Genomic DNA, 21138 nt, shown 5'->3' on the forward strand with positions numbered 1-21138 from the left:
CTCCGGTACGAGGAGAGACACATGACCGATCCGTACTACGACCCCAACGAGCCCCCCGAGGACGCCGTCGGGCCCTCCGAACCGCCGGGTCACACCGCCTCGTCCTCCGACCCCGACGCCACCACCGCCCCCTGGGGCAGCCTGCCCCCGCAGCCCGACACCACCGCCGCGTACGGCCCGGGGCCGTCCTCGTACCCCTCGGCCGACGGGCATCTCGAACCCCTGCCGATCCCGGTCGCCCCCACCGGAGTGGAGAACCCGGCGTCCGACCGCGTCCGCATCGGGCTGTGGGGGGCGCCCCGCTCCGGCAAGACGACCTACCTCGCCTCGATGGCCATCGCGGCGATGCAGCAGCAGCGCCACAGCCGCTCCAACTGGGTCATCGGCGGGATGAACCCGGAGTCCATCGAATTCCTCAACGACGGCGTCACCCAGCTGGCGATCCAGCGCCGGTTCCCGGACGCGACCGTGGGCCTCCAGCCCCTGTCCTGGTCCTTCCAGGGGGACGAGCCGACGGCGGGGCCGTTCCGGAGGAACCGGGAGACCGGATTCATCCTGGAGGTCCAGGACGTCACCGGCGAGGCGTTCCGGGGCGACGAGGCCAACGCCCTGCGGCCCAGGGTCCTCGACCAGCTGGCCCGCTCCCAGGGGCTGATCTACCTCTTCGACCCGCTGCTCGACAGCCAGCGGGCCGGGGAGGGGCTCAACTTCCTCTACTCGATGCTCACCGAGCTCAACGCCCGGGTCCGGGACGCCGGAAAGCTCCACCGCAACCGGCTGCCCCACCACGTCTCGGTCTGCATCACCAAGTTCGACAACCCCGAGGTGTTCCGCCCGGCCGTGGAGGCGGGCTGGGTGACACAGAGCCAGGAGGGCAACCGGCTGCCGCGCGTCCCCGGCCACCAGGCGGACCGCTTCTTCCAGTGGATGTGCGACGACGTGCGCGGCGCCAGCGCCCGCCTGGTGCGCGACGGCCTGGCCAACTTCTTCCACCCGACGCGCATCTCGTACTACGCGACCTCCGCCATCGGCTTCCGGCTCAACCCGCAGAACGTCTTCGACTACCGCAACTACCTGAACGTCGAGGTCGTGGACGGCGTCCGCCGCATCTGCACCTCGCCCGTGCCCATCAACGTGCTGGAACCGCTGATCGACCTCGAAAAGCGCATCCGGTCCGGCGGCTCGAAGCTGTGGCAGCGGTGAGCGAGGGCCCGGGCGCGGTCCCGCTGCCCGCCGACTGGGCCGTGCTGGGCAAGCGGCCCGGTCGCATCATGGGGTACGAGGTACTGGACGGCAGCCTGCCGCGGGACAGGGCCCAGCGCTACCTGTGGAGCGCCACCACCGGCACCCCGGACGGCCGCGATCCGGCCGGCGGCCTGCCCTGGCGGGTCTTCCTCAGCACCGCGGACGGCGAGGACCGGCCGGTCTGCGCGGTGGTCGACACCACCTGGGACGGTTCCAAGGACGGCACCGACACGCCCAGTTACACCTGGCGGCTGCTGCTCACCGAATGGCAGCCGGCCGCCCGGGCCGGGGTGACGTGGACCTCCCTCGACCGGGCCGCCGCCCGCACCGGGGCCCTGCCCGGCGCGGAGGCCGTCCTGCACGCCGAGCGCACCCCCGCCGCCGAACTCGCCGACACCATCGACCGGCTGGGCTTCGAGTGGGCCGCCGGAATGGCCGCCCTCCTCCTGGACGGCCGCCACCTCGTCATCACCGCCCCGCGCGGCGCCACCCTCCCGGGCATCGATGAACGGGTCCGGGTCCTCGACGCGGTCTGCGCCCTGCTGCCGTACGGCTGCCGCACCTGGCTCAGCGGCGCCACCTGGGCCGGGAAGACCGAGCACGCGCTGCGACTGGTGTTCGCCGGGTCCGCGCGCAGCGGGCAGCTGGAGACCCCGCTCGCCACCGGCCGGCCGCCCGCCCCGGGCGGCGACACGGCCCGTCGGTATCTCGCCGAGCTGCTACGGGTACGCGCCAAGCGGGAGTCGACCGCCGACGTCGTCGCCCACCTCCTCGCCGCCACCGCCCCCGTCCCGCTGCGCGCGGGCGCCGGCGCGGTGCGCCTCCTGGGCGAACTCGACCTCCTCGACTCCGTGCTGGACGCGGTCCGGCAGGGACGGGGCCAGGCGGAGGACGTCGGGCGGCTGCTCGCTCTGCACGCCCTGGAGGCCCTGGACGAGCAACGTCGGCTGGAGCTCGTCCGCTTCCTCGCCGACAGCGCCGGGCACGCCGACGGCGGCACCGCGGCGGCCGTGCTGACCCGCCACTGGACCCCGCAGGTCCCGGACCTGCTGGCCGCCGCGGTCCTGGCGCCGCCCGCCTCCCAGGAGACCTACGGCAAGGCCGTGGAGTACCTGGGACTGCTGCGCGGTCTGGAGGGGGCGGCGAACTCCGGGGCATTCGGCAGGCTCTTCACCACCCTGGCCACCGCACCTGGCCATGACCCCGTCTGGGTGGGGCAGCTCGTGTACCTGGTGGAGAAGAACTTCGGGTACTCCACCGACGCGGTCGACCGGGTCCTGACCGGCGTCCCGGCGGCCGGACGCGCCTGGGTGCGGGGGCTGTTCGGCAACCGGCCCTGCGAACCGGCTCCGCTGGACCGCCTGCTGGCCCTCGCCACCGAGCCCGGGAACGGCCCGGTCCCCGGCTGGCTGCGCTTCGCCGGCGCGCTCACCGGCCACCGTGCGGCCGCCGGCGCCACCGAGGCCGACGCCACCGCGTTCGTCGGGGACAACGAGGAAGCCTGGCGCATCGCCCTGGAGACCGCCCGCGACCACGGGCAGCCGGGCGTCATCGGCCCGCTGTGGCCCGTCCTGCGAGGCGTCCTGCGGTCCGGCCGGCAGGCCGAACTCCTCGCGCTGCTCGACGAGCTGGCCCGCCCCGGAGCGCCCGGGCTCCCGCCGGGCCCCGCCGCCGACGCGGACCTGCTGTGGCTCATCGGCCGGGCGGCGGACCCAGGATTCCGTCCGGCGGCCGCGCTGCCCCGGCTGCGCGGCATCACCGACGGGGCCCCCGCCCTGGACCGGTACACCGACACGCTCGTGGCCCGCACCGACGGCGACCCCGCCCTGCGCGACGAGGTGATCGCGGCCCTCCTCGGGGACCGGCCGGACCTCGCGCACGGCTGGCCCGTCCTCACCCGCTGGATGAAACAGCGGCCCAGCATCACCACCACCGTCGGTGAGGGCCTGGCCCGGCGGCTGATGGCCCCCGACTACGCCCACTGGCTCGACCTCGACCTCCCCACCGACCTGGTCAACGAACTGGAATACAAGGGGCTCGGCTGGCACCGGGCGGTCCAGCGGCTGCGGCTGGCCGTCAACGCCCGGGCGGAGCTGGACGAACTGGCCAGGATCATCATCAGCGGCTGCCCGCAGCCCACGGTCACCGGCCGTCTGCTGGACGAGATCGCCGCCCTCGTCAGCGACTACGGCTCCGCGTTCGGCTACACGCTGACCACGGAACTCGACCGGCAGCGGCCCGCCATGGGCCTCGCGGTGTACCAGGCGCTGGGCCGGGACGCCCGGTACGGCGAGCTGTGCGCCCGTCTCGTCCGCCACAGCAACCGCGAGGAGGTCCGCCACCGCCGGATCATCGGCGCCCTCAGCGCCCCCGCGCAGACCGCCCCGCCCCCCGGCCCGTACCAGCACCGCCCCTTCCCGCCCGCCGCCCCGCCGTCCGACCCCCAACCGCAGCCCTCCGCCGCCGACGGCCCCCAGGGCGCCCCGCCCCGGAGGCCCGACGGCCACCCCGCCTACCCGCCCGCCTCCGCGTACCAGGAGGAGCGCTCGTCCCGGTGGGGGTTCCGGTTCAAGAAACGGGGGGACGGATGACGGCGCTCGCGATCGACGCCGGATCGCGGTACGTGCGCCTCGCCCGCCTCGCACCCGGCGGCGGCCCCGAACCGGTCGGACTGCCGGGCGCGGTGCCCGGCGAGGGCCTGCCCGTGCCCGAGGCGGCGCGCGGCGACCGGGCCGCCGCCCTGCGCACCGCGTACGACGCCTACCTCCGGCACCACGACGCCCCGGCCCGGCTGCTCGTCGTCGTCCCGCAGCACGACCGGGCCGGCCACGCGCGCCGCGCCGCCGAAGCCCTCACCACCGCGCACGCCCGGGGACCGGCCCCCGACGTGCGCACCCTCGCCACCCCGCACGCGGTGCTCGCCCTGCTCCGGCACACCGGCGGCCTCGCGCCCGGCCGCTACGCGGTGTGCGACCTCGGCGCGGCCGCCGCCGAGGTGTCCGTGTGCGTCGTGACACCCGGCGCGGTGGCCGTCGCCGCCGCCTCCCGGAACGCCCCCGACGACGGCTACGGCGCCGGCTTCGACGCGGCCCTCCTCACCCGGTCCGGGCTCACCCCCGACGACGACACCCGCCGCGCCCTGGCCGCCGTCCGGGCCGAGCCGGGCGCCGGCCGCCGCCTCGCCCTCGTCCTCGACCGGGCCGCCCGCGACCCCGCACGCTTCGAGACCACCGCCGTCCACCACATCGCGGGCCGCCCCGTCACCGCCGGCACGGTCCGCGCCGCGCTGCCGCTGCTCACCGACGGCCTCGACCGGGCGCTCGCCGAGGCGCTGGGCCCCGCCCGGACCGCCCCGCTCGCCCTGGCCGGCGGCGTCGCCCGCTTCGGCCCCCTCCGCCCCCACCTGGACGCCGCAGGGCTGCCGCTCACCGCGTTCCCCGACGGCACCGACCCGGCCCATGCGGCGGTCCTCGGCGCCGCGCTCGTCGCCGCAGGACGCGTCGACCCGGCCGACCGCTACCCGTACGAGCTGTGGATCGGCGCCCACCGCACCGAGGCCGGCCGCCCCACGGACCGGGAACTGCTGATCAGCGCCGCCGGAACGCTGGAACCCGGCGGACCCCCCGTCTACGCCGAGGCCGACGGGCGGCGCGTCGGCGTCCGCACCGCGCCCGGCCGCCCGGTGCGGGTGCGGGTGACCGACCCCGCGAGCGGCGCCGGCGCCCCCCTCAGCCCCCTCACCCTGCCCGGCAGCGGCGAGACGGACCGCTTCCACGTGGGCGTCCGGCTCGCCGTCGACGGGACGGCGGCCCTGGTCCTGCACCCCCTCGGCGCCGGACCGCCCGGAGCGTTCCCGCTGGGCACCCTGCCGGCCGACATCGGCACCGACTCCAAGGAAGTGGGCCCGTGAACCACACCGCCCCCGCGCGGTCGCTCCGGCGCTGCGCCGCGCTGCTCACCGCCGCGCTCCTCGCCGCGCTCCCGGCCGTCCCCGCCGAGGCCGCGCCCGCCGCCCCGGACCCCACCCGCTCCGGGATATACCGGGCGCTCCAACTGGATCGGGAACCGGCCGACTACGCGATCCTCGTGGACACCTCCGGCTCCATGACGCGGGAGGGCCGGTACGACACCGTCCGCGCGACGCTGCGCCCCTTCCTGGACGGGCTCACCCCCGAGGACCACGTCGCGCTGTTCACCTTCGACTCCCGCACCGAAGCGCGGTACGTGGGCCCGGCCGGCGACACCTCGAAGATCATCGCCGCGCTCCCGGCCGCGCCCACCAAGGACGGCGACACCGACATCGGCGCCGCCCTGGACGCCGCCCTGAAGGAGGTGGCCCGCGACGACGCGTCCCCGGTCGCCTCGGTCGTCCTGCTCACCGACGGCGAGCACCGCCCCGCCGCCCACTCCCGCTACCCCAAGGCGTCCGGCCCCGCCTGGGACGCGCTCACGAAGCGGGCCAAGGGGGTCGCCGGCCGGACCGAACTCGCCGGATACGCCATCCCCCTCGGCGGCGGCGCGACCGGCGCCGGCCTCCTCGCGAACGTCGTCCCCGACACCACCGTCCTGCGCCCCGACGGCATCCAGGACCTCGGCGCCTACCTGGCCAGGGCCGGCGAACGCACCCGGGCCCGCAAGGCCGCGCGGCTCCTCGCCCCCGACATCGGCAAGGGCGTCACCGCCACCTGGCAGGACGGCGACACGCCCGACCTCGGCGACGGCTCCGCCACCAGGAAACTCACCCTGCGCTCGGCCACCGCCCACGTCCCCCTCACCGTCACCGGGCTGCGCGCCTCCGTCACCGGCCCGGACCTGACCGTCGGCGGACTGCCCGCCCGGCTCGCCCTGGAACCGGGCGAGTCGAAGACGTACACCCTCCGACTGCGCGGCCGGCTCTCCGGCGGCGCCCTGCCCTACCGCCGCACCGAGAACGCCACGGCCACCTTCCACCTGGCCGGCAGGGTCACCTCCAGCTGGCAGCGGCCCCTCGCCCCCGACATCCAGCTCAGGACCCCGGCGGCGATACGCGTCCAGCGGACGGACCTGCCGCTGCGGGCCGATGTGGGCTCCGCCGTGTTCCTGCCCGTCCTGGCCGCCGGGCTCGTCGTCCTCGTCCTCGCCGGCTGGCTGATCTGGCGGCGGACCAACCGCCCGCCGCTGCGGGGCGTGCTCCTGCTGGCCACCCCCTTCGGCGGCCCCCTGCCCGAACGCATCGAGCTGCGCGGCCGCCGGATGGCCCTTCGCCCCGCCTCGGCCGGCGGCCGGGGCACCGTGCACGGCAGGCGCAGGTCCACCCGCGAGGGCCCCCGCACCGATCTGCGCATCCGGTTCTCGCCGGACGGCACCGCCGCCCGCGAGAGCGGCGCGGTCTGCGCACCCGGCGCCGAAGTCGTCGTCAGCGGGGTCTCCTTCACCTACCTGGACGCGCCCGGCCAGGCCCCCGTCCCCGGATGGCCCGGATGACCGGGACCGCCCTCAACGTGGCCGCCACCCGCGTCGGCACCGAGGCGCTCGGGCCCGGTGTGCGGTCCGCGCTCTGGGTCCAGGGCTGCCCGTTCAGCTGCGCCGGCTGCATGGCCCCCGACTGGATCCCCTTCCGGCCCGCCCGGCAGGCAGCACCGGCGGAGCTGGCCCGGGAGCTGCTGGCCGACGCCCGGGTGACCGGACTGACCTTCTCCGGGGGCGAGCCGATGGCCCAGGCGGCCGGCCTCGCCGAAGTGGCCCGGCGCGCCCGGGAGATCCGCGACGTGACGGTGATCTGCTTCACCGGGCACCGGCTCGAACGGCTCCGCGCCCGGCCCCCGGGCCCCGGCGTCGGCGCGCTCCTGGCCGAGGTGGACGTCCTGGTCGACGGCGTGTACGTGGCCGCCCTGGACGACGGACGCGGGCTGCGCGGCAGCACCAACCAGCGCGTCCACCACCTCACCGGACGCCTCGCGGACACCGGTTACGACTTCGAGCACCGCACCCGGTCCGCCGAGATCGCCGTCAACGGCCCGGAGGCCCTGCTCATCGGCGTACCGCCACCCGGCCTGCTGGACGCCTTCGACCTCGCGGTCGACGCGGTCCGCACCCGTACCACGATCCCCGTGAGAGGACAGGAACACGATGAGCGGTAGGAAGCGCATCCAGGTCGACGAGTCCGAGTGGTACCGCATCCAGCGCAAGGCCCAGCAGCTCAAGGACGTCCAGCGCAACATCCCCGACCTCATCGAGGAGGTCCGCCGCAGGACGGGCGAGGACCTGGACCGGGTCTTCTCACGCGTCGAGGAGCGTCAGCAGCGGCACGACGCGGTCGTCCAGGGCCTCAGCGAGCAGACCCGCCGCCTTGAGGCCGACACCGCGCGCCGGCTCCGCGAGCAGGCCGCCGAGGTGCGCGGGGCGCTCGCCGCGTCCGCCGGGCAGATCCGCGAGGAGACCCGGCAGCACCTCGCCGACCAGCAGGAACGGACCCGCCGGGCCATCGCCGGGGAACGCGCCGAACGCCGCGCCGAAACCGCCCGGCTGGCCCGGGAGATCGGCGCACACACCGAGGACCGGGCCCGGGCGGACCGCACGGCACGCAGCTGGATCGCCGACGCCCGCGCCCTGGCCGCCGACCTCACCGAGGGCGGGCTGCACGAGCGCTACGCACCGGGCGAGCTGGACCGCCTCACCGGCCGGCTCACCACCGCCGAACAGAACGCCGCCGAGGGCAGGTTCGACGCCGCACTCGCCCTCGTCCAGGAGATCTGCCACTCCCTGAGCGAGCTGCGCGCCGACACCGAACAGCGCGAACTGGAGCGCTGCACCGCCCAGCTGGCCGCCATCGACGCCCTGGCCACCGTGGCCGGCGCGATCGAGGGCAGCCGCGAACAGCCCGTCACCGGACCCGACGGCGCCGTCCTGCCCGACTACACCGTGGACGTCGCCTACTGGTCCGAGGGCGACTGGGACCGGCTGCGCACCGAGGCCGCCGAGACCCTGGCCCGCGCCCGCGACGACGCCACGGGCACCGACGAACTCCTCGGCCTGCGCGACCGCGAGGCACCCCGTCTGGAGGACGAGCTCGGCGACACCGTGGGTCGGGCGACGATGCGCCACCTCGCCTCGCAGCTCCGGGTGAACCTGGCCGACACCGTGGCCCACAGCCTGAGCAGGCTCGCCTACTACGACTTCGTGGACGGCGAGTACGAGAACGCCGACCCCCGGGGCTCGTACTACGCCAAGCTGCGCCACGAGAACGGCAACGAGATCGTCCTCGACATCTCGCAGGCCGCCCCCGACTCCGGCGAACAGGTCGTCCGGGTCCTCTCCTACGACTACGACATCACCTCCGAGGACCAGCTCCGCGACCGCGCCGAGGCCGTCCGCCAGGCCCTCGCCGAGGACGGCCGGGCCGCCCCGGCCGCCCCCGAGGCCGAACCCGGCACCCCCGACCGCGGCTTCCTGGACATCGAGGCCCACCGGCAGCGCGGGGAGCAGGCCCGGCGGAGGGGGACGGGGAGCGGCGCATGACCCGGCTGGACAAGCCGCCCCGCCCCGCCGCCGCACCGGTCGTGCAACGCCTCGACCCGGCGGCCCTGCGCGGCGGCGAACCGTTCACGATCCTCTACGGGCCCGGCGCCGGCGACGTCTTCGTGGACACCGCCCACCAGGTCTGCCGGCTGGAGGAGGCGCTGTGGCGGCTGCTGCGCGCCGAGGGCTACGAGCGCATCGTCTTCAGCTCCACCGACCACCCCGTCTACTTCCGGGACACCGCGTCGCGCGACCTGTCCCGCCCCGGCGGCCGCACATCCGGCCCGCGCACGGGCGGCGGCACGGGGCGCCCCCTCATGCGTACGCCGGGGATGCGCGGGCCGATGGGAAACCTCCGGGTCACCGGCGCCGCGCCCCGCGCGGACAGCGCGCCGCTGCCCGCGCCCGGCCCCGCGCCCGGGGTCAGCGACCCGTTCGCCGTGATGACCCTGAAGGGCTATCTGACGCAGCGCCAACACCGTACGGCCGTCGTCTTCGCGCACGCCGAGGGCACCCTGCTCCACTACCGCGCCCAGCGCGAACTGGCCGGCGCCATGGACGCCTGGACCGACGACCACGGCAACGGCAACCTGTGGCTGATGGTCTTCCGCCGGTCCGGCCTGGACGAGGTGGCCCGGTTCGTGGAGTCGTGCCACGCCTACCCGGTCCTGGAGGCCCTGACCCGCCAGCAGGCCGCCACCCCGGGCCGCCCCGGCACCGCCAGGATCGGGCACCCGCCCGCCGCCGAGGTCGAGCGGCTCATCCACACCGTACGGCTGCGCACCGGACTCCGCGTCGGGGACTGGCGGGAAATGGACACCGTCGTCAAGGCGATGGGCAGCCACCCCCGCACGGCACGCGCCTGGCAGGCGTGGCTGGAGCAGCTGGCCGGCACCCCGGGTGCCGTCCTCGGCCCGGCGGCCGTACGCGACGCCTTCCCCGGCGCCACCGCGGGCGACCCCCGCAGCCCCTGGGACCGGCTGACGGCCATGCCGGGGCTCGACGTGGTGCGGGACCGCTTCGAGCAGTTGCGGGCCGAGGTCGAGACGGCGGAGGCGCTGCGCGCGGGCGGCCGGGCCGGCGTCTGCGAACCGCCCTCCCTGCACCTCGCGTTCACCGGCAACCCGGGCACCGGTAAGACCACGGTGGCCCGGCTCGTCGGCGAGATCTACCGCGACCTCGGACTCCTGGAGCGGGGCCATCTGGTCGAGGCGAAGATGAGCGACCTGGTCTCCGGATACGTCGGCGGGACGGCCGGGCTCACCGACGCCACCATCGACCGGGCCCTGGACGGGGTGCTGTTCATCGACGAGGCGTACGGGCTGAGCGACCAGCGCGACGGATTCGGCCACGAGGCCATCCAGACCCTCCTGACCCGCATGGAGAACGACCGGGGCCGGCTGGTCCTGATCGTCGCCGGATACCCCGACAAGATGACCGAGTTCCTGGACGCCAACCCCGGCCTGAGGAGCCGGATCGCCGAGGACAACATCCTCCGCTTCCCCGACTACCCGCCGCCCGCCCTGCACACCATCGCGCTCGGCCGACTCCGCGAGCGCGGGGCCCGGCCCGCCCCCGAGACGGAGTCCCAGCTCCTGCGGATCGTCACCGGGATGCACCGCACCCGCGACGGGTCCTTCGGCAACGCCCGCGAGATGCGCACCCTCGCCGACGCCGTCTTCACCCGCTGGTCCCACCGGGTACGCCGCCGGGTGGACGAACCCGTCGTCCCCGACGACCTGCCCGAGCGCTACCGGGACTACCTGGAACGCCCCGCGCCCGACCCCGCGCGGCTCCTCGCCGAGCTGGACGCGTACGTGGGCCTCGGCCCGGTCCGCGAGGTGCTGACCGGCCTCGCCAACCGGCAGCGGCTGCGCCAGGCCCACGGCACCGGCGAGCTGACACCCCCGCACCTGGTGTTCGCCGGGCCGCCCGGGACCGGGAAGACCTCCGTCGCCCGGCTCGTCGGCACCCTCTTCCGCGACCTGGGCCTGCTGCGCAAGGGGCACGTGGTGCAGGCGAGCCGGGCGACCCTGGTCGGCGCCTATCTCGGCGAGACCGCCCGGCTGGTCCGCCAGGCCGTGCAGGACGCCCTGGACGGGGTGCTGTTCATCGACGAGGCGTACAGCCTGGCCCACGACGTGCGCGGAGGGTACGGGCAGGAGGCGATCGACACCCTGGTCCTGGAGATGGAGCAGTGGCGCGGCCGGCTCTCCGTGATCGTCGCCGGCTACCCCCGTGAGATGGACGCCTTCCTCAACGCCAACTCCGGCCTGCCGTCCCGCTTCACCGAGCACGTCCCCTTCCCGCACTACGGACCGGACGACCTCCTGGAGATCCTGCGCCGGATGGCCGAGGGGCAGGGCTACACCCTGCACCCCGAGGTGCCCCGCCACGCGGGGGAGTGGCTGGCCGCGACCCGCCGCGCCGACCCGGCGGGCTTCGGCAACGCCCGGACGGTCCGCAAACTCCTGGAACTCATGGAATCCCGCCTGGCCGCCCGCTTCGCCCGGGCAGGCGAGGGGGCCGAGCCCGGGACCTTCAGCCGGTTCCTGCCGGAGGACGTACCGGCTCCGCCGCTCTGACGGGGCGCGGCACCCCGGCCGGCGCACACCGCGCGCCGCGCCGGGGCACACCGCGTCCGGCGCCCCTCACGGCGTCCGGTGCACCACCGACTTCCCGCCCCGGTCCCGCGCGTCCCGTTCCGCCAGTACGCGCCCCAGCGCCTCGTCCGCCGCGCCCAGCCGCCGTTCCATCTCCTCCGTCGCCGCCGCCACCTCGGCCAGCGCCACCCGGTGCTCCGGCGCCACCGCGCCCTCCGGCGCGCCCCCGGGCGCCGCCAGCGCGCCCGCCAGGTCGCGGTCCACCGCCGCGTACCGCCGCAGCGAGGCGACCCGGTCGCCCTGCGCCTCCCGGATGTGCTCAAGCCGGGCCTGCCGCTCCGCGAGGTCCGCCGCCGCGTCGCCGTGCACCCGCTCCTCCTCGGCCAGCGCGCGCTGCGCCGCCCCGGCCCGCTCCAGGACCTCCCGGGTGCGCGGGGCCAGGGCCGCGAGCCGGTCCTCGGAGAGCCGGACCAGCGCGTCGCTGCTGGTCCGCAGCGTCCCCTCGACCCCCGCGTCCCGCCCGCGCAACGCGGCCAGCCGCTCCGCGATGACCTCCTGCTGCTCCTGGAGCGCGTCCAGGGCGAGCACCAGCCGCTCCAGCCTCCGCAACTCGTCCACCTGGCGGCGCAGCGCCTCGTGCTCGGCGAGCCGGTCCCGCAACGCGTCCTCGGCCGCCGCCAGCTTCTCCAGTGCGGCGTGCGCGAGATCGGTCCGCTCGCGCTCCTCCCGGACCCGTTCGCGTACGACGGCCAGCCGGCGCATCAGCTCCTCCGTACCGCCGCCGAACGCCTCGCCCGGCATCGCCGCCGCCAGCAGCCCCGGAAGCGCCTCGGCCAAGGCCCCGGACTCCATGAGCGCGTCCTCCAGCAGGAACAGCGCCTCAAGGGCCTGCGTACCGCTCTCCCCGCCGTCGACCCGGCCCAGCGCCGCCCCCGCCCACCGGAAGGCCAGGCCGAGGACCCGCAGCGCCACCTCCGCCTCCGGGCCGTCCGCCCCGGCCCCCGACAGCGCGGCGGTGATCTCCTCCGTGGCCTCGTACACGACCCTCTCCGTCCCCCGGCTGCACATCCGCACCATCATCACATCACTCGAAACGCCCACGCGGGGTCCGTCCCGGCCGATACGATCGACCCACAACCCACCCGAACGCAGGGGGACTTCATGCCGGAAGTCGTGTCCTTCGAGGGGCCGGACGGCGCCTCGCTCCAGGTCGAGGTGCCCGACGACGCCCCCGGACTCGAACGCATCGCGCGCGACTCCGGCGAGGTCGTACGCGCCGGCCGGCGGCTGGAGGACGCGCTCGCCCAGACCCGCCCCGCCCTCCGCTCCGTGCTGGAGTCCGTGCGCGCGCTCGGGCCGGACGCGTACGAGATCGAGTTCGGCATGAAGTTCAACGCCGAGTCCGGCGTGGTGATCGCCAAGACCGCGATCGAGGGGCACTTCGCGGTCAAGGTCTCCTGGAACCGCCCCCAGGCGGACTGACCTCCGGTGTCGCCGGACTGGGAACGCCCGCCCTGGCTGGTCAGCGTACGCAGGACCGAGCACGGCGACCCGGTGGGCGCCGGATTCCTCGTCACCCCGCGCCACATCGTGACCTGCGCCCACGTCGTCGGCCCCGGCCGGGCCCCGGAGCCGCCCGCCCGGCCGGTCTACGTACGGTTCCAGCACGCCGCCCCGCACGACCCGCTGCCCGCGACGGTCGTCCCCGGCGGCTGGCACCCGGACACCGGCGACGGCACGGGCGACGTCGCCGTCCTCGAACTCGCCGCGCCCGCACCCCCCGAGGCCCTGCCCGCCCCGCTCCGCACCACCGGCCCCGGCACCTGGGACCACCGCTTCCGCGCCTACGGCTACCCCGAGGAGCACAAGCGCCGGGGCGTCCCGGTCCGCGGCGAGATCATCGGCCACGCCGGCAGCGAGTGGATCCAGGTGGAGGCGGGCCCGCACACCGGCTGGGGCCTGGAGAAGGGGTTCTCGGGCGGCCCGGTCTGGGACGTCGACCGGCAGGGCGTCGTCGGCATGCTCGTCGCCCGCGACTCGGTGACCTCCGTCGACCGGCGCACCGCCTACGCGATCAAGGCGGAGGCCCTGGCCCGCTACTGGCCCGGACTCGGCCCCCTCGTCCGCGACATGACGACGACCGAGGTCCGCGACCGCCTTGAGGCCCTGCTGTGGACCCCGCTCACCGAGGACGGCCGCATCCCGAGGGTGGCCGAGGTGGACCCGTACGACATCGGCGTCTGCCGCTCCAAATACAGCGACCCGGACCGGGGCGGCTCCGCCCGCGCCCCCTACGTGTGCCGCAGCCCCCAGGACGGCCGGCTCGCCGAACTCCTCACCGCCAGACGGTTCGTGCTGCTCGCCGGGCGCTCCAAGGCGGGCAAGTCCCGCACCCTGTACGAGGCGCTGGCCCGGGCCATGCCGGACGCCCGGCTCGTCGTGCCGCGCCCCGGCGACCCGGCCCGCCGGACCCTGGACGACCTCAGCCGCCTCAGCCTGCCCACCGGCTCCGACCGGGTGATGCTCTGGCTCGACGACCTGCACCGCTACCTCCACCCGGGCGGCCTCGACCTCCAGATCCTGGACCGGCTGGCCCGCAGGCAGCCCGCCGTGACGATCGTGGCGACCATCCCCGCCAAGCAGCGGGCCGCGCTGACCGCCATGGAGAACGACGTCGGCCGCATCGCCCGCACCGTCATCGACAAGGCGAGCACCGTCGAACTGCCCACCCTGCTGGGCCCCCAGGACGCGGAGGCGGCCCAGGAGATGTACCCGGGCGAGGACTTCGCGGCCCGGGGCATCGGCGAACTCATGGTCGCCGCCCCCAGCCTGGAGCGGCGCTTCACCGACGGCGCCGAGAGCTGCCCGGCCGGCTGGGCCCTGGCCCGGGCCGCCGCCGACTGGATGCGCATGGGCGTCAACGACCCGGTCCCGGACGCCGTCCTGCGCGAGCTCTTCGCCGGCTACCTGGCCGAGCACCACCCCGCGCTCGACGCCGACGACGCCACTTTCCGCACCGCCCTGGCCTGGGCCCGCGAACCGGTCGCCGGCACGATCGCGCTCGTCCACCGCACCCCCGGACCCGGCGGCTACACCGGCACCCCGTACCTGTCGGAGTACCTCGACAGCCGCGACGACGACCCGTCCGCCCCGGTCCCGTGGTTCGCCTGGAAGTACCTCGCCGACCGCCGCCCCGCCGCCGCACTCCTCCCCAGCGCCTACACCGCCCTCGTCCGGGGCGAGGCAGTGATCGCCGAACGGCTCCTGGAACGCATCGCGGACGGCACCGACGACCGCGACAGCGCCGCCTGGGCCGCCCTCATGCTCGGCGAGATGCACCTCTACCTCGCCGACTTCGACGCGGCCGCCCGGCTCCTGGAACGCGCCGCGGAATCCGCCGTGGACAGCGTCGTCCCGCTCGCCCGGGCCGTCCTGGCCGAACTGCTCATGATGTACGGGGACCGCGACCGCTCACGCCGGCTCCTGGAGAGCGCCGTCGCCGCCCGCGACCCCCAGCTCTCCCAGGTCGCCCAGGTCGGCCTGGCCACCCTGCTCTTCGCGGACGGCGAGGAGGAACGCGCCGAGCGCATCCTGGAGGCGATCGTCGCGGCCGGCGACACCGAGGCCGCCCCGCTCGCCCAGGCCCGCCTGGTGAGCGTCCTCAGCGGCGCCGACGGCGACGCCGCCGGAGCGCGTACGGGACAGCGCCCCGGCAGCGGCCAGGGCAAGGGCACCATGCGCGCCGGCGGAGCCCCGGCCGGGCGCACCGAACCCGTCGAGCAGCCCTGGTCGCTCTCCCGCGCGGTCGGCGAGTCCATGGCCGGCCAGGTCGCCTCGGTCGCCCAGGCCAGCCTCGGCTCCCTGCTGGTCAGCCAGGGCGACGTCGACCGCGCCGAGGAACTGCTGCGCTCCGCCCTGGCCGGTGGACGTGTCCACGCCGTGCCCCGGGCGCAGGTGGGCCTCGGCGAGCTGTTGATCGTCCGGGGCCGCAACGAGGAGGCGGGGGAGGTCCTGCGCGCCTTGATCGGCTCGGGCAACCCGCTCCTCATCCCGTACGCCAAGATCCTGCTCGCCGTGTCCCTGCGCCCGCGCGGGCTCATCGACCAGGGCATGGACCTCCTCCGCGAGGCCGCCGCCTCCGGCCACCCGGCCCAGGGCCCGCGCGCGCTCTGCGGCCTCGCCGAGTGGTACGCGAACGACGGCGACCTGATCTCCGCCGAGGAGTTCTTCGAGCGGGCCATCGCCACCGGCCACCCGGAGTGGGGCGGCATGGCCCGGGTCGAGCTGGCCCTGATGCTCGCCGGCGGCGGCGAGGGCCTGGACCGGCCCGCCGCGCTGCTGGACACCGTCATCGAGGCCCGCCACCCCGGCCTCTCCCCGCTCGCCGCCGCCGCGCTCGGCGACCTGCTCGTCCGGGAGGGCCGCATCGAGGACGCCGAGCAGGCGTACGGCCTCGCGGTCGCCTCCGGCCACCGCGACTGGGCCCAGGTCGTCCGCATCGAACTCGCCCTGCTCCAGGCGGCCCGGGGCGACAGCGCCGGCGCGGAGGCGGCCGCGGACCTCTTCACCGCGGTGATCGACTCCGGCCACCCGCACCAGGGGCCCCGCGCGGCCGACCTCCTCGGCGACCTCCTGGTGCGCGAGGGCCGCTTCGAGGACGCCGAGCACTCCTACCGCGTCGCCATCGACTCCGGTCACCCCCAGTGGTCGCTGATCGCCCGCATGGACCTGGCCGTCATGCTCGCCGACCACGGCGACTTCGAGGAGGCCGAACGCCTCCTCCTGGTGGTCGCCGCCTCGGACGACCCGGGCGCCGAGGCATGGGCGCGCGGCGTCCTCGGCGTCGTCCACCTCGGCAACGAACGCCCGGAGGAGGGCCGCGAGCAGCTGCGGGCCGCCGCGGACGCCGACGTGGGCGCCGCCTCCCAGTTCGCCCGCTTCCACCTCGCCAAGTGCCTGGCCGCCGACGGCGAGGACGAGGCCGCCGAGGCCCTGGTCCGCACGGTGGTCGACGGCGAACCCTCCCAGGTCACCGAGGTCGCCCGGGCCTGGCTCGCGGTCCGGCTGCTGCACCGCGACCCGGACGCCGCGCAGGCTCTCCTGGTCCGGGTGGAGGACTCCGGCGACGCGGAGGCCATCGTCGCCGGCTACCTCGGCGCCGGCGAATACCTGCTGGAGACCGGAGAGGTCCAGACGGCCGGCGAACTGCTCGAAGCGGCCCTGGAACTGGCAGGCCCGGACACCGCGCCCCGGATCGGCGCCCTGCTCGGCGTCGTCCGGCGCTCGGTCAACGACCTGGACCGGGCCCGCGCACTCCTGACGGACGCCCTGGCCGCGGGCGACCCGGAGACCGAACCGCTCGCCCGCCGCTACCTCGGCAGCACCCTCTTCCGCCTGGGCCTGCTCCCCGAGGCCGAGGAGGTCCTGCTCCCGCTGGCCCGCTCCGACGACACCGAGCACCGCCCCCAGGCCCTGCTGCTGCTCGGCCGCGTCCTGGCGGCGGACAACCGTCCGGAGGAGGCGTACCCCTGGCTGGAGGCGGCCATCGAGTGCGCCGCCGGCGACGGCGACACGGAGACCGGCGCCCGCCAGACGTACGCGGAACTGCTGCTCAGCGCGGGACAACGGGAGCGCGCCATGGAGATCTACCGGCCCCTGGTGACGGTGGAAGAGGAGGAGACGGTCATGGACGGCACCGCGCCCCCGGACACCGACCGCCCGACGCTCACCCTGCCCGCCCCCGCACCTCCCGCAGCCGCCCCGCACCCGCTTCCGCCGACGCTGCTCGCGCTGCTCGGCGATGTGGCGGACGCGGAGGGCGCCCACGAGGAGGCCGCGTTCTGGTACGGCCTGGCCGGCCGCACAACGACACAGGCCCACGGTTCCTGAGGAACCGTGGGCCTGTTGCTGGTGTCCGAGGGGGGACTTGAACCCCCACGCCCGATAAAGGGCACTAGCACCTCAAGCTAGCGCGTCTGCCATTCCGCCACCCGGACAAGGTGTCTGTCTCGCGGGCCTCGCCCGTTCCGACGTGGAAAACCATAGCAAACATTGGCGGGTGCTCGATCACGCCCTGTTCCGTGGGGGCCTTGGGTGCGCGGGCCCGGCGATGGAGGATGGGAGGGAGCACCACGGCGACAGGGAAGGAACCAGCGTGAGCGAGAGCAATGCGGCCCGGAGCGGCTCGGGCGAGACCGCCGAGAACGAGGTGGTGGACCTCTGTCGTGACCTGATCCGGATCGACACCAGCAACTACGGCGACCACTCCGGGCCCGGTGAGCGGGCGGCCGCCGAGTACGTGGCCGAGAAGCTGGCCGAGGTCGGGCTCGAACCGAAGATCTTCGAGTCCCACAAGGGCCGTGCCTCGACCGTGGCGCGGATCGAGGGCGAGGACCCGTCCCGCCCGGCCCTGCTGATCCACGGCCACACCGACGTCGTCCCGGCCAACGCGCACGACTGGACGCACCACCCGTTCTCCGGGGAGATCGCGGACGGCTGCGTGTGGGGCCGGGGCGCGGTCGACATGAAGGACATGGACGCGATGACGCTGGCGGTGGTGCGCGAGCGCATGCGCAGCGGCCGCAAGCCCCCGCGTGACATCGTGCTCGCCTTCCTCGCGGACGAGGAGGCGGGCGGCACGTACGGCGCCCGCTACCTCGTGGACAAGCACCCCGACCTGTTCGAGGGCGTCAGCGAGGCGATCGGCGAGGTCGGCGGCTTCTCGTTCACCGTCAACGAGAACCTGCGGCTGTACCTCGTGGAGACGGCGCAGAAGGGCATGCACTGGATGCGCCTGACCGTGGACGGCACGGCGGGCCACGGCTCCATGACCAACGACGACAACGCGATCACCGAGCTGTGCGAGGCGGTCGGCCGGCTCGGCCGGCACACCTGGCCGGTCCGGGTGACCAAGACCGTGCGGTCCTTCCTGGACGAGCTGTCGGACGCGCTCGGCACCCCGCTGGACCCGGAGGACATGGAGGCCACCCTCGCCAAGCTGGGCGGCATCGCCAAGATGGTCGGCGCCACCCTGCGCAACTCCGCCGCCCCCACCATGCTCGGCGCCGGCTACAAGGTCAACGTCATCCCCGGACAGGCCACCGCCCACGTCGACGGACGCTTCCTGCCGGGGTACGAGCAGGAGTTCCTGGCCGACCTCGACCGCATCCTCGGCCCGCGCGTCCGGCGCGAGGACGTGCACGGCGACAAGGCGCTGGAGACCGACTTCGACGGCGCACTCGTGGACGCCATGCAGACGGCGCTCAAGGCCGAGGACCCGATCGCCCGCGCCGTGCCGTACATGCTCTCCGGCGGTACGGACGCCAAGTCCTTCGACGACCTGGGCATCCGCTGCTTCGGCTTCGCCCCGCTGAAGCTCCCGCCGGAGCTCGACTTCGCGGGCATGTTCCACGGCGTGGACGAGCGCGTTCCGGTCGAGGGACTGAAGTTCGGCGCCCGCGTCCTGGACCGGTTCATCGACCACAGCTGACCCGCGAGAGGCGGAAATCGCCAGGATGTACGCCTCTCACCGGAACGAGTGAATGGAGCGTTTGCCTCGTAGCCCCGTTACTTCCTCCTCGTTACAGGGGGTGCGGTCCGCGGCTGGGACCGTGTTTGCCAACTAGGAGGAATCATGATCAAGAAGATCGTCGCCGCTGCGGCTGTCACCAGCGGTCTGGTGCTCGCGGGCGCCGGCATGGCCGTCGCCGACTCGGGTGCCCAGGGTGCCGCCATCGGCAGCCCCGGCGTGCTCTCGGGCAACGTCATCCAGGTTCCCGTCCACGTTCCCGTGAACGTGTGCGGCAACACGATCAACGTGATCGGGCTGCTGAACCCGGCCTTCGGCAACGTCTGCGTCAACGACTGACGTTGCGCGTCAACCCGTAAGGGTTTGAGCCCGCTCGGCCCCGGACCGCACTCCACGCGCTCCGGGGCCGTCGGGTCCTTTGCCTCCGCACGGTAGTCCGGGGGTACTCCGGAAGGTAGAAGGCAGGAAACACCTATGCGACAGGTCACGCGAAACGGCCTGATCACCATGGCGGCCGCGGGGGGCGTTCTCGCCCTCGGCGGCGGCTACGCGCACGCCGACGCGGGAGCGGTCGGCGGCGCTTCGAATTCCCCGGGGGTGATTTCAGGGAATTCGGTACAGATTCCGGTCAGCGTGCCGGTGAACGTCTGCGGAAACTCCGTGAGCGTCGTCGGACTGCTCAACCCGGCCGCCGGAAACGCCTGCGGAAACGGTTCGGACGGCGCGTCCGCCGGCCGGTCCGGCGCCGCCTCGGGCACCTCCGGCAACCACGCCGGCAACCGGGCCTCCGACGAGCGGACCCGGGGGATGAAGTCGGGCACCGGCAAGCACCGGGCCGGCGGCGGCAACGGCGGCGGGGCCACCGCCCAGGGAACCACGCAGGGATCGCCCGGTCTGCTCTCGGGCAACCAGATCCAGGCGCCCATCGACATTCCGGTGAACGTCTGCGGCAACAGCATCGACGTCGTCGGCCTGCTGAACCCGGCGATCGGCAACACGTGCGAGAACGACAGCACGCCGCCGGTCGACGTTCCGGAGCCTCCGGTCCGCCACGTCACGCCGCCGACGCCCGAGAAGCCCACTCCGAACACGCCGGAGCCGCAGACCGTGCCGGAGGCGCCGCAGCTCGCCCACACCGGAGCGGGCGGGCTCGACCTGCTCATTCCGGCGAGCGCGGGCCTGCTGCTGGCCGGCGCGGGCACGGTGCTCTACCGCCGCGCGAAGGCCGCCGCCTGACGGCAGCGCCGCACCGGCGAGCACGCAGAGCAGGAAACGGGCCCCGCCATCGCGGGGCCCGTTTCGTGTGGTCGGACGGTCTGCGGCCGGGCCTTCCGGCTCACCACGTGGCCCGTAGCTGACGGATGATCCGGCGGCGCAGCCGCACGCGGCGGCTGCCGTCCCGGCGCAGCGTCAGACGGTCCAGCTCCCAGTGCCCGTACTCGGCGTGGTCGGTCAACAGGCGGGCCGTGTCCTTCCGGGACACCCCGCGTGGCACGTACACATCGACAAATTCGTATTCCGGCATCGAATCCATTGTGCGGGCAAGGCCCCGGTACGGATAGCGTCTGCCCCATGTCTGATGCTGCGCAGCCCACCGCTGCCGAGGTACGCGCCGCCGCCGATGCGGTCAAAGCCGCGATCGACCACCACCTCGCGGCGGTCGAACGCCGGTCGGGGGACGATGATCCCGCTGTCTACGACGCGTTCAACGCACTGGCCGCCGCCGCCGAGGTCTACGACGAACTCCTCTACGACCGCCACGACGAGGTCACCCCGTTCGAGATCCCGGGGGAGCAGGACGCCCTGCCGCCCTACAACGGACCCGACGAGCCGCACGCGCTCAGCGTGCTGATCCGCCGCGACTACGCGGTGGTGGAACCCCAGCGGCTGCTGGCCCAGGCCCAGCGCCTCGCCGACGCCGACCCGGACGAGCGGGAGGACGCCGGGGCGGCGGTCGTCGGCACCAGCGTGCACGCGGCCCTCGGGGTGCTCTTCGGGGAGTACGAGGCGGACGAGATCGCCTCCCGGCACACGGAGTTCGGCCTGGAGGAGGGCGACTCCACGCTCTGGGTCGCCGCGGCGGACGAACTCCCCGAACCGGGGGAGTGGCTGGCCGCCCCGTTCGATGACGCCGACCCCGAGCTGGTGGTCTGCCGCTTCGACGTCAGCGCGGTCTTCGATGACGACGACCTCGACGACGAGGCGGAGGGACCGGGGCACCCCGCCGGCTGACCACCGGACCGGAACCCCACAGGAACGACCGGA

At 75.0% G+C, this 21138-nt stretch carries 15 protein-coding genes and 1 tRNA gene; 13 read left to right on the plus strand and 3 right to left on the minus strand.

Features of this window, described 5'->3' with window-relative positions:
* Positions 1 to 21: 21 nt before the first annotated feature.
* The 7 genes from OG867_RS26580 to OG867_RS26610 are packed head-to-tail and all read left to right on the plus strand — an operon-like array spanning position 22 to position 11327.
* A complete protein-coding gene (locus OG867_RS26580) occupies positions 22 to 1203 on the plus strand; it encodes a hypothetical protein (protein ID WP_406289072.1) in 1182 nt (393 codons plus the stop codon).
* Positions 1200 to 3836, plus strand: a complete 2637-nt coding sequence (locus OG867_RS26585) for a hypothetical protein (RefSeq protein ID WP_406289075.1) — start codon at positions 1200 to 1202, stop codon at positions 3834 to 3836. The genes OG867_RS26580 and OG867_RS26585 overlap by 4 nt, the downstream gene beginning before the upstream one ends.
* Entirely contained in the window at positions 3833 to 5155 is a 1323-nt protein-coding gene (locus OG867_RS26590) for a hypothetical protein (RefSeq protein WP_406289077.1), read from the plus strand. Before OG867_RS26585 ends, OG867_RS26590 begins: the two co-directional genes overlap by 4 nt.
* On the plus strand, positions 5152 to 6708 hold the full coding sequence (locus OG867_RS26595; protein WP_406289080.1) for a VWA domain-containing protein: 1557 nt from the start codon (positions 5152 to 5154) through the stop codon (positions 6706 to 6708). Before OG867_RS26590 ends, OG867_RS26595 begins: the two co-directional genes overlap by 4 nt.
* Entirely contained in the window at positions 6705 to 7364 is a 660-nt protein-coding gene (locus tag OG867_RS26600; RefSeq protein WP_406289081.1) for a 4Fe-4S single cluster domain-containing protein, read from the plus strand. Before OG867_RS26595 ends, OG867_RS26600 begins: the two co-directional genes overlap by 4 nt.
* Complete coding sequence (locus tag OG867_RS26605) at positions 7354 to 8742, plus strand: hypothetical protein (protein ID WP_406289084.1); 1389 nt, start codon at positions 7354 to 7356, stop codon at positions 8740 to 8742. Before OG867_RS26600 ends, OG867_RS26605 begins: the two co-directional genes overlap by 11 nt.
* Positions 8739 to 11327: an ATP-binding protein gene (locus OG867_RS26610; RefSeq protein ID WP_406289087.1), complete on the plus strand. Its 2589-nt coding sequence runs from the start codon at positions 8739 to 8741 to the stop codon at positions 11325 to 11327. The genes OG867_RS26605 and OG867_RS26610 overlap by 4 nt, the downstream gene beginning before the upstream one ends.
* Before the next feature lie 66 nt (positions 11328 to 11393).
* Here OG867_RS26610 and OG867_RS26615 read toward each other — a convergent pair whose 3' ends face one another.
* Positions 11394 to 12386 (minus strand): hypothetical protein, encoded by a 993-nt coding sequence (locus tag OG867_RS26615; RefSeq protein ID WP_406289089.1) that lies wholly within the window; start codon positions 12384 to 12386, stop codon positions 11394 to 11396.
* Between the two features lie 120 nt (positions 12387 to 12506).
* On the opposite strand from OG867_RS26615, the gene OG867_RS26620 reads away from it, so the two are divergent.
* Complete coding sequence (locus tag OG867_RS26620; protein ID WP_406289091.1) at positions 12507 to 12827, plus strand: CU044_2847 family protein; 321 nt, start codon at positions 12507 to 12509, stop codon at positions 12825 to 12827.
* A gap of 6 nt (positions 12828 to 12833) precedes the next feature.
* On the plus strand, positions 12834 to 17234 hold the full coding sequence (locus OG867_RS26625) for a tetratricopeptide repeat protein (RefSeq protein WP_406289093.1): 4401 nt from the start codon (positions 12834 to 12836) through the stop codon (positions 17232 to 17234).
* Between the two features lie 19 nt (positions 17235 to 17253).
* Here OG867_RS26625 and OG867_RS26630 read toward each other — a convergent pair.
* A tRNA-Leu gene (locus tag OG867_RS26630) sits at positions 17254 to 17341 on the minus strand.
* A gap of 158 nt (positions 17342 to 17499) precedes the next feature.
* Here OG867_RS26630 and OG867_RS26635 point away from each other — a divergent pair.
* The 3 genes from OG867_RS26635 (at position 17500) to OG867_RS26645 (ending at position 20109) form a co-directional block, all read left to right on the plus strand.
* Positions 17500 to 18834, plus strand: a complete 1335-nt coding sequence (locus tag OG867_RS26635; RefSeq protein WP_328899403.1) for a M20/M25/M40 family metallo-hydrolase — start codon at positions 17500 to 17502, stop codon at positions 18832 to 18834.
* Positions 18835 to 18978: 144 nt separating this feature from the next.
* Positions 18979 to 19212: a chaplin ChpH gene (chpH, locus tag OG867_RS26640; protein WP_328899402.1), complete on the plus strand. Its 234-nt coding sequence runs from the start codon at positions 18979 to 18981 to the stop codon at positions 19210 to 19212.
* A 135-nt stretch (positions 19213 to 19347) separates the two neighbouring features.
* Positions 19348 to 20109, plus strand: coding sequence for a chaplin (locus OG867_RS26645; RefSeq protein ID WP_406289096.1), 762 nt, complete (start codon positions 19348 to 19350; stop codon positions 20107 to 20109).
* A gap of 100 nt (positions 20110 to 20209) precedes the next feature.
* On the opposite strand, the gene OG867_RS26650 is transcribed toward OG867_RS26645, so the two are convergent.
* Positions 20210 to 20398, minus strand: a complete 189-nt coding sequence (locus OG867_RS26650) for a DUF5703 family protein (protein ID WP_018103708.1) — start codon at positions 20396 to 20398, stop codon at positions 20210 to 20212.
* Between the two features lie 47 nt (positions 20399 to 20445).
* Between OG867_RS26650 and OG867_RS26655 the strand changes: the two genes are divergently transcribed.
* The gene (locus OG867_RS26655) at positions 20446 to 21105 is read left to right on the plus strand and encodes a hypothetical protein (protein ID WP_018103709.1); all 660 of its coding nucleotides are present in this window, start codon (positions 20446 to 20448) and stop codon (positions 21103 to 21105) included.
* Positions 21106 to 21138: the final 33 nt, after the last annotated feature.

The sequence above is a fragment of the Streptomyces sp. NBC_00209 genome (genome assembly GCF_045206345.1).
In the GTDB taxonomy this organism is placed as follows: domain Bacteria; phylum Actinomycetota; class Actinomycetes; order Streptomycetales; family Streptomycetaceae; genus Streptomyces.

What these genes read in the sequence shown, in the direction of transcription:
- OG867_RS26580 (WP_406289072.1), top strand. Translation starts at nt 22, where the DNA reads ATGACCGATCCGTACTACGACCCCAACGAGCCCCCCGAGGACGCCGTC.
- OG867_RS26590 (WP_406289077.1), top strand. Translation starts at nt 3,833, where the DNA reads ATGACGGCGCTCGCGATCGACGCCGGATCGCGGTACGTGCGCCTCGCC.
- OG867_RS26600 (WP_406289081.1), top strand. Translation starts at nt 6,705, where the DNA reads ATGACCGGGACCGCCCTCAACGTGGCCGCCACCCGCGTCGGCACCGAG.
- OG867_RS26605 (WP_406289084.1), top strand. Translation starts at nt 7,354, where the DNA reads ATGAGCGGTAGGAAGCGCATCCAGGTCGACGAGTCCGAGTGGTACCGC.
- OG867_RS26610 (WP_406289087.1), top strand. Translation starts at nt 8,739, where the DNA reads ATGACCCGGCTGGACAAGCCGCCCCGCCCCGCCGCCGCACCGGTCGTG.
- OG867_RS26620 (WP_406289091.1), top strand. Translation starts at nt 12,507, where the DNA reads ATGCCGGAAGTCGTGTCCTTCGAGGGGCCGGACGGCGCCTCGCTCCAG.
- chpH (WP_328899402.1), top strand. Translation starts at nt 18,979, where the DNA reads ATGATCAAGAAGATCGTCGCCGCTGCGGCTGTCACCAGCGGTCTGGTG.
- OG867_RS26645 (WP_406289096.1), top strand. Translation starts at nt 19,348, where the DNA reads ATGCGACAGGTCACGCGAAACGGCCTGATCACCATGGCGGCCGCGGGG.
- OG867_RS26650 (WP_018103708.1), bottom strand. Translation starts at nt 20,398, where the DNA reads ATGCCGGAATACGAATTTGTCGATGTGTACGTGCCACGCGGGGTGTCC.
- OG867_RS26655 (WP_018103709.1), top strand. Translation starts at nt 20,446, where the DNA reads ATGTCTGATGCTGCGCAGCCCACCGCTGCCGAGGTACGCGCCGCCGCC.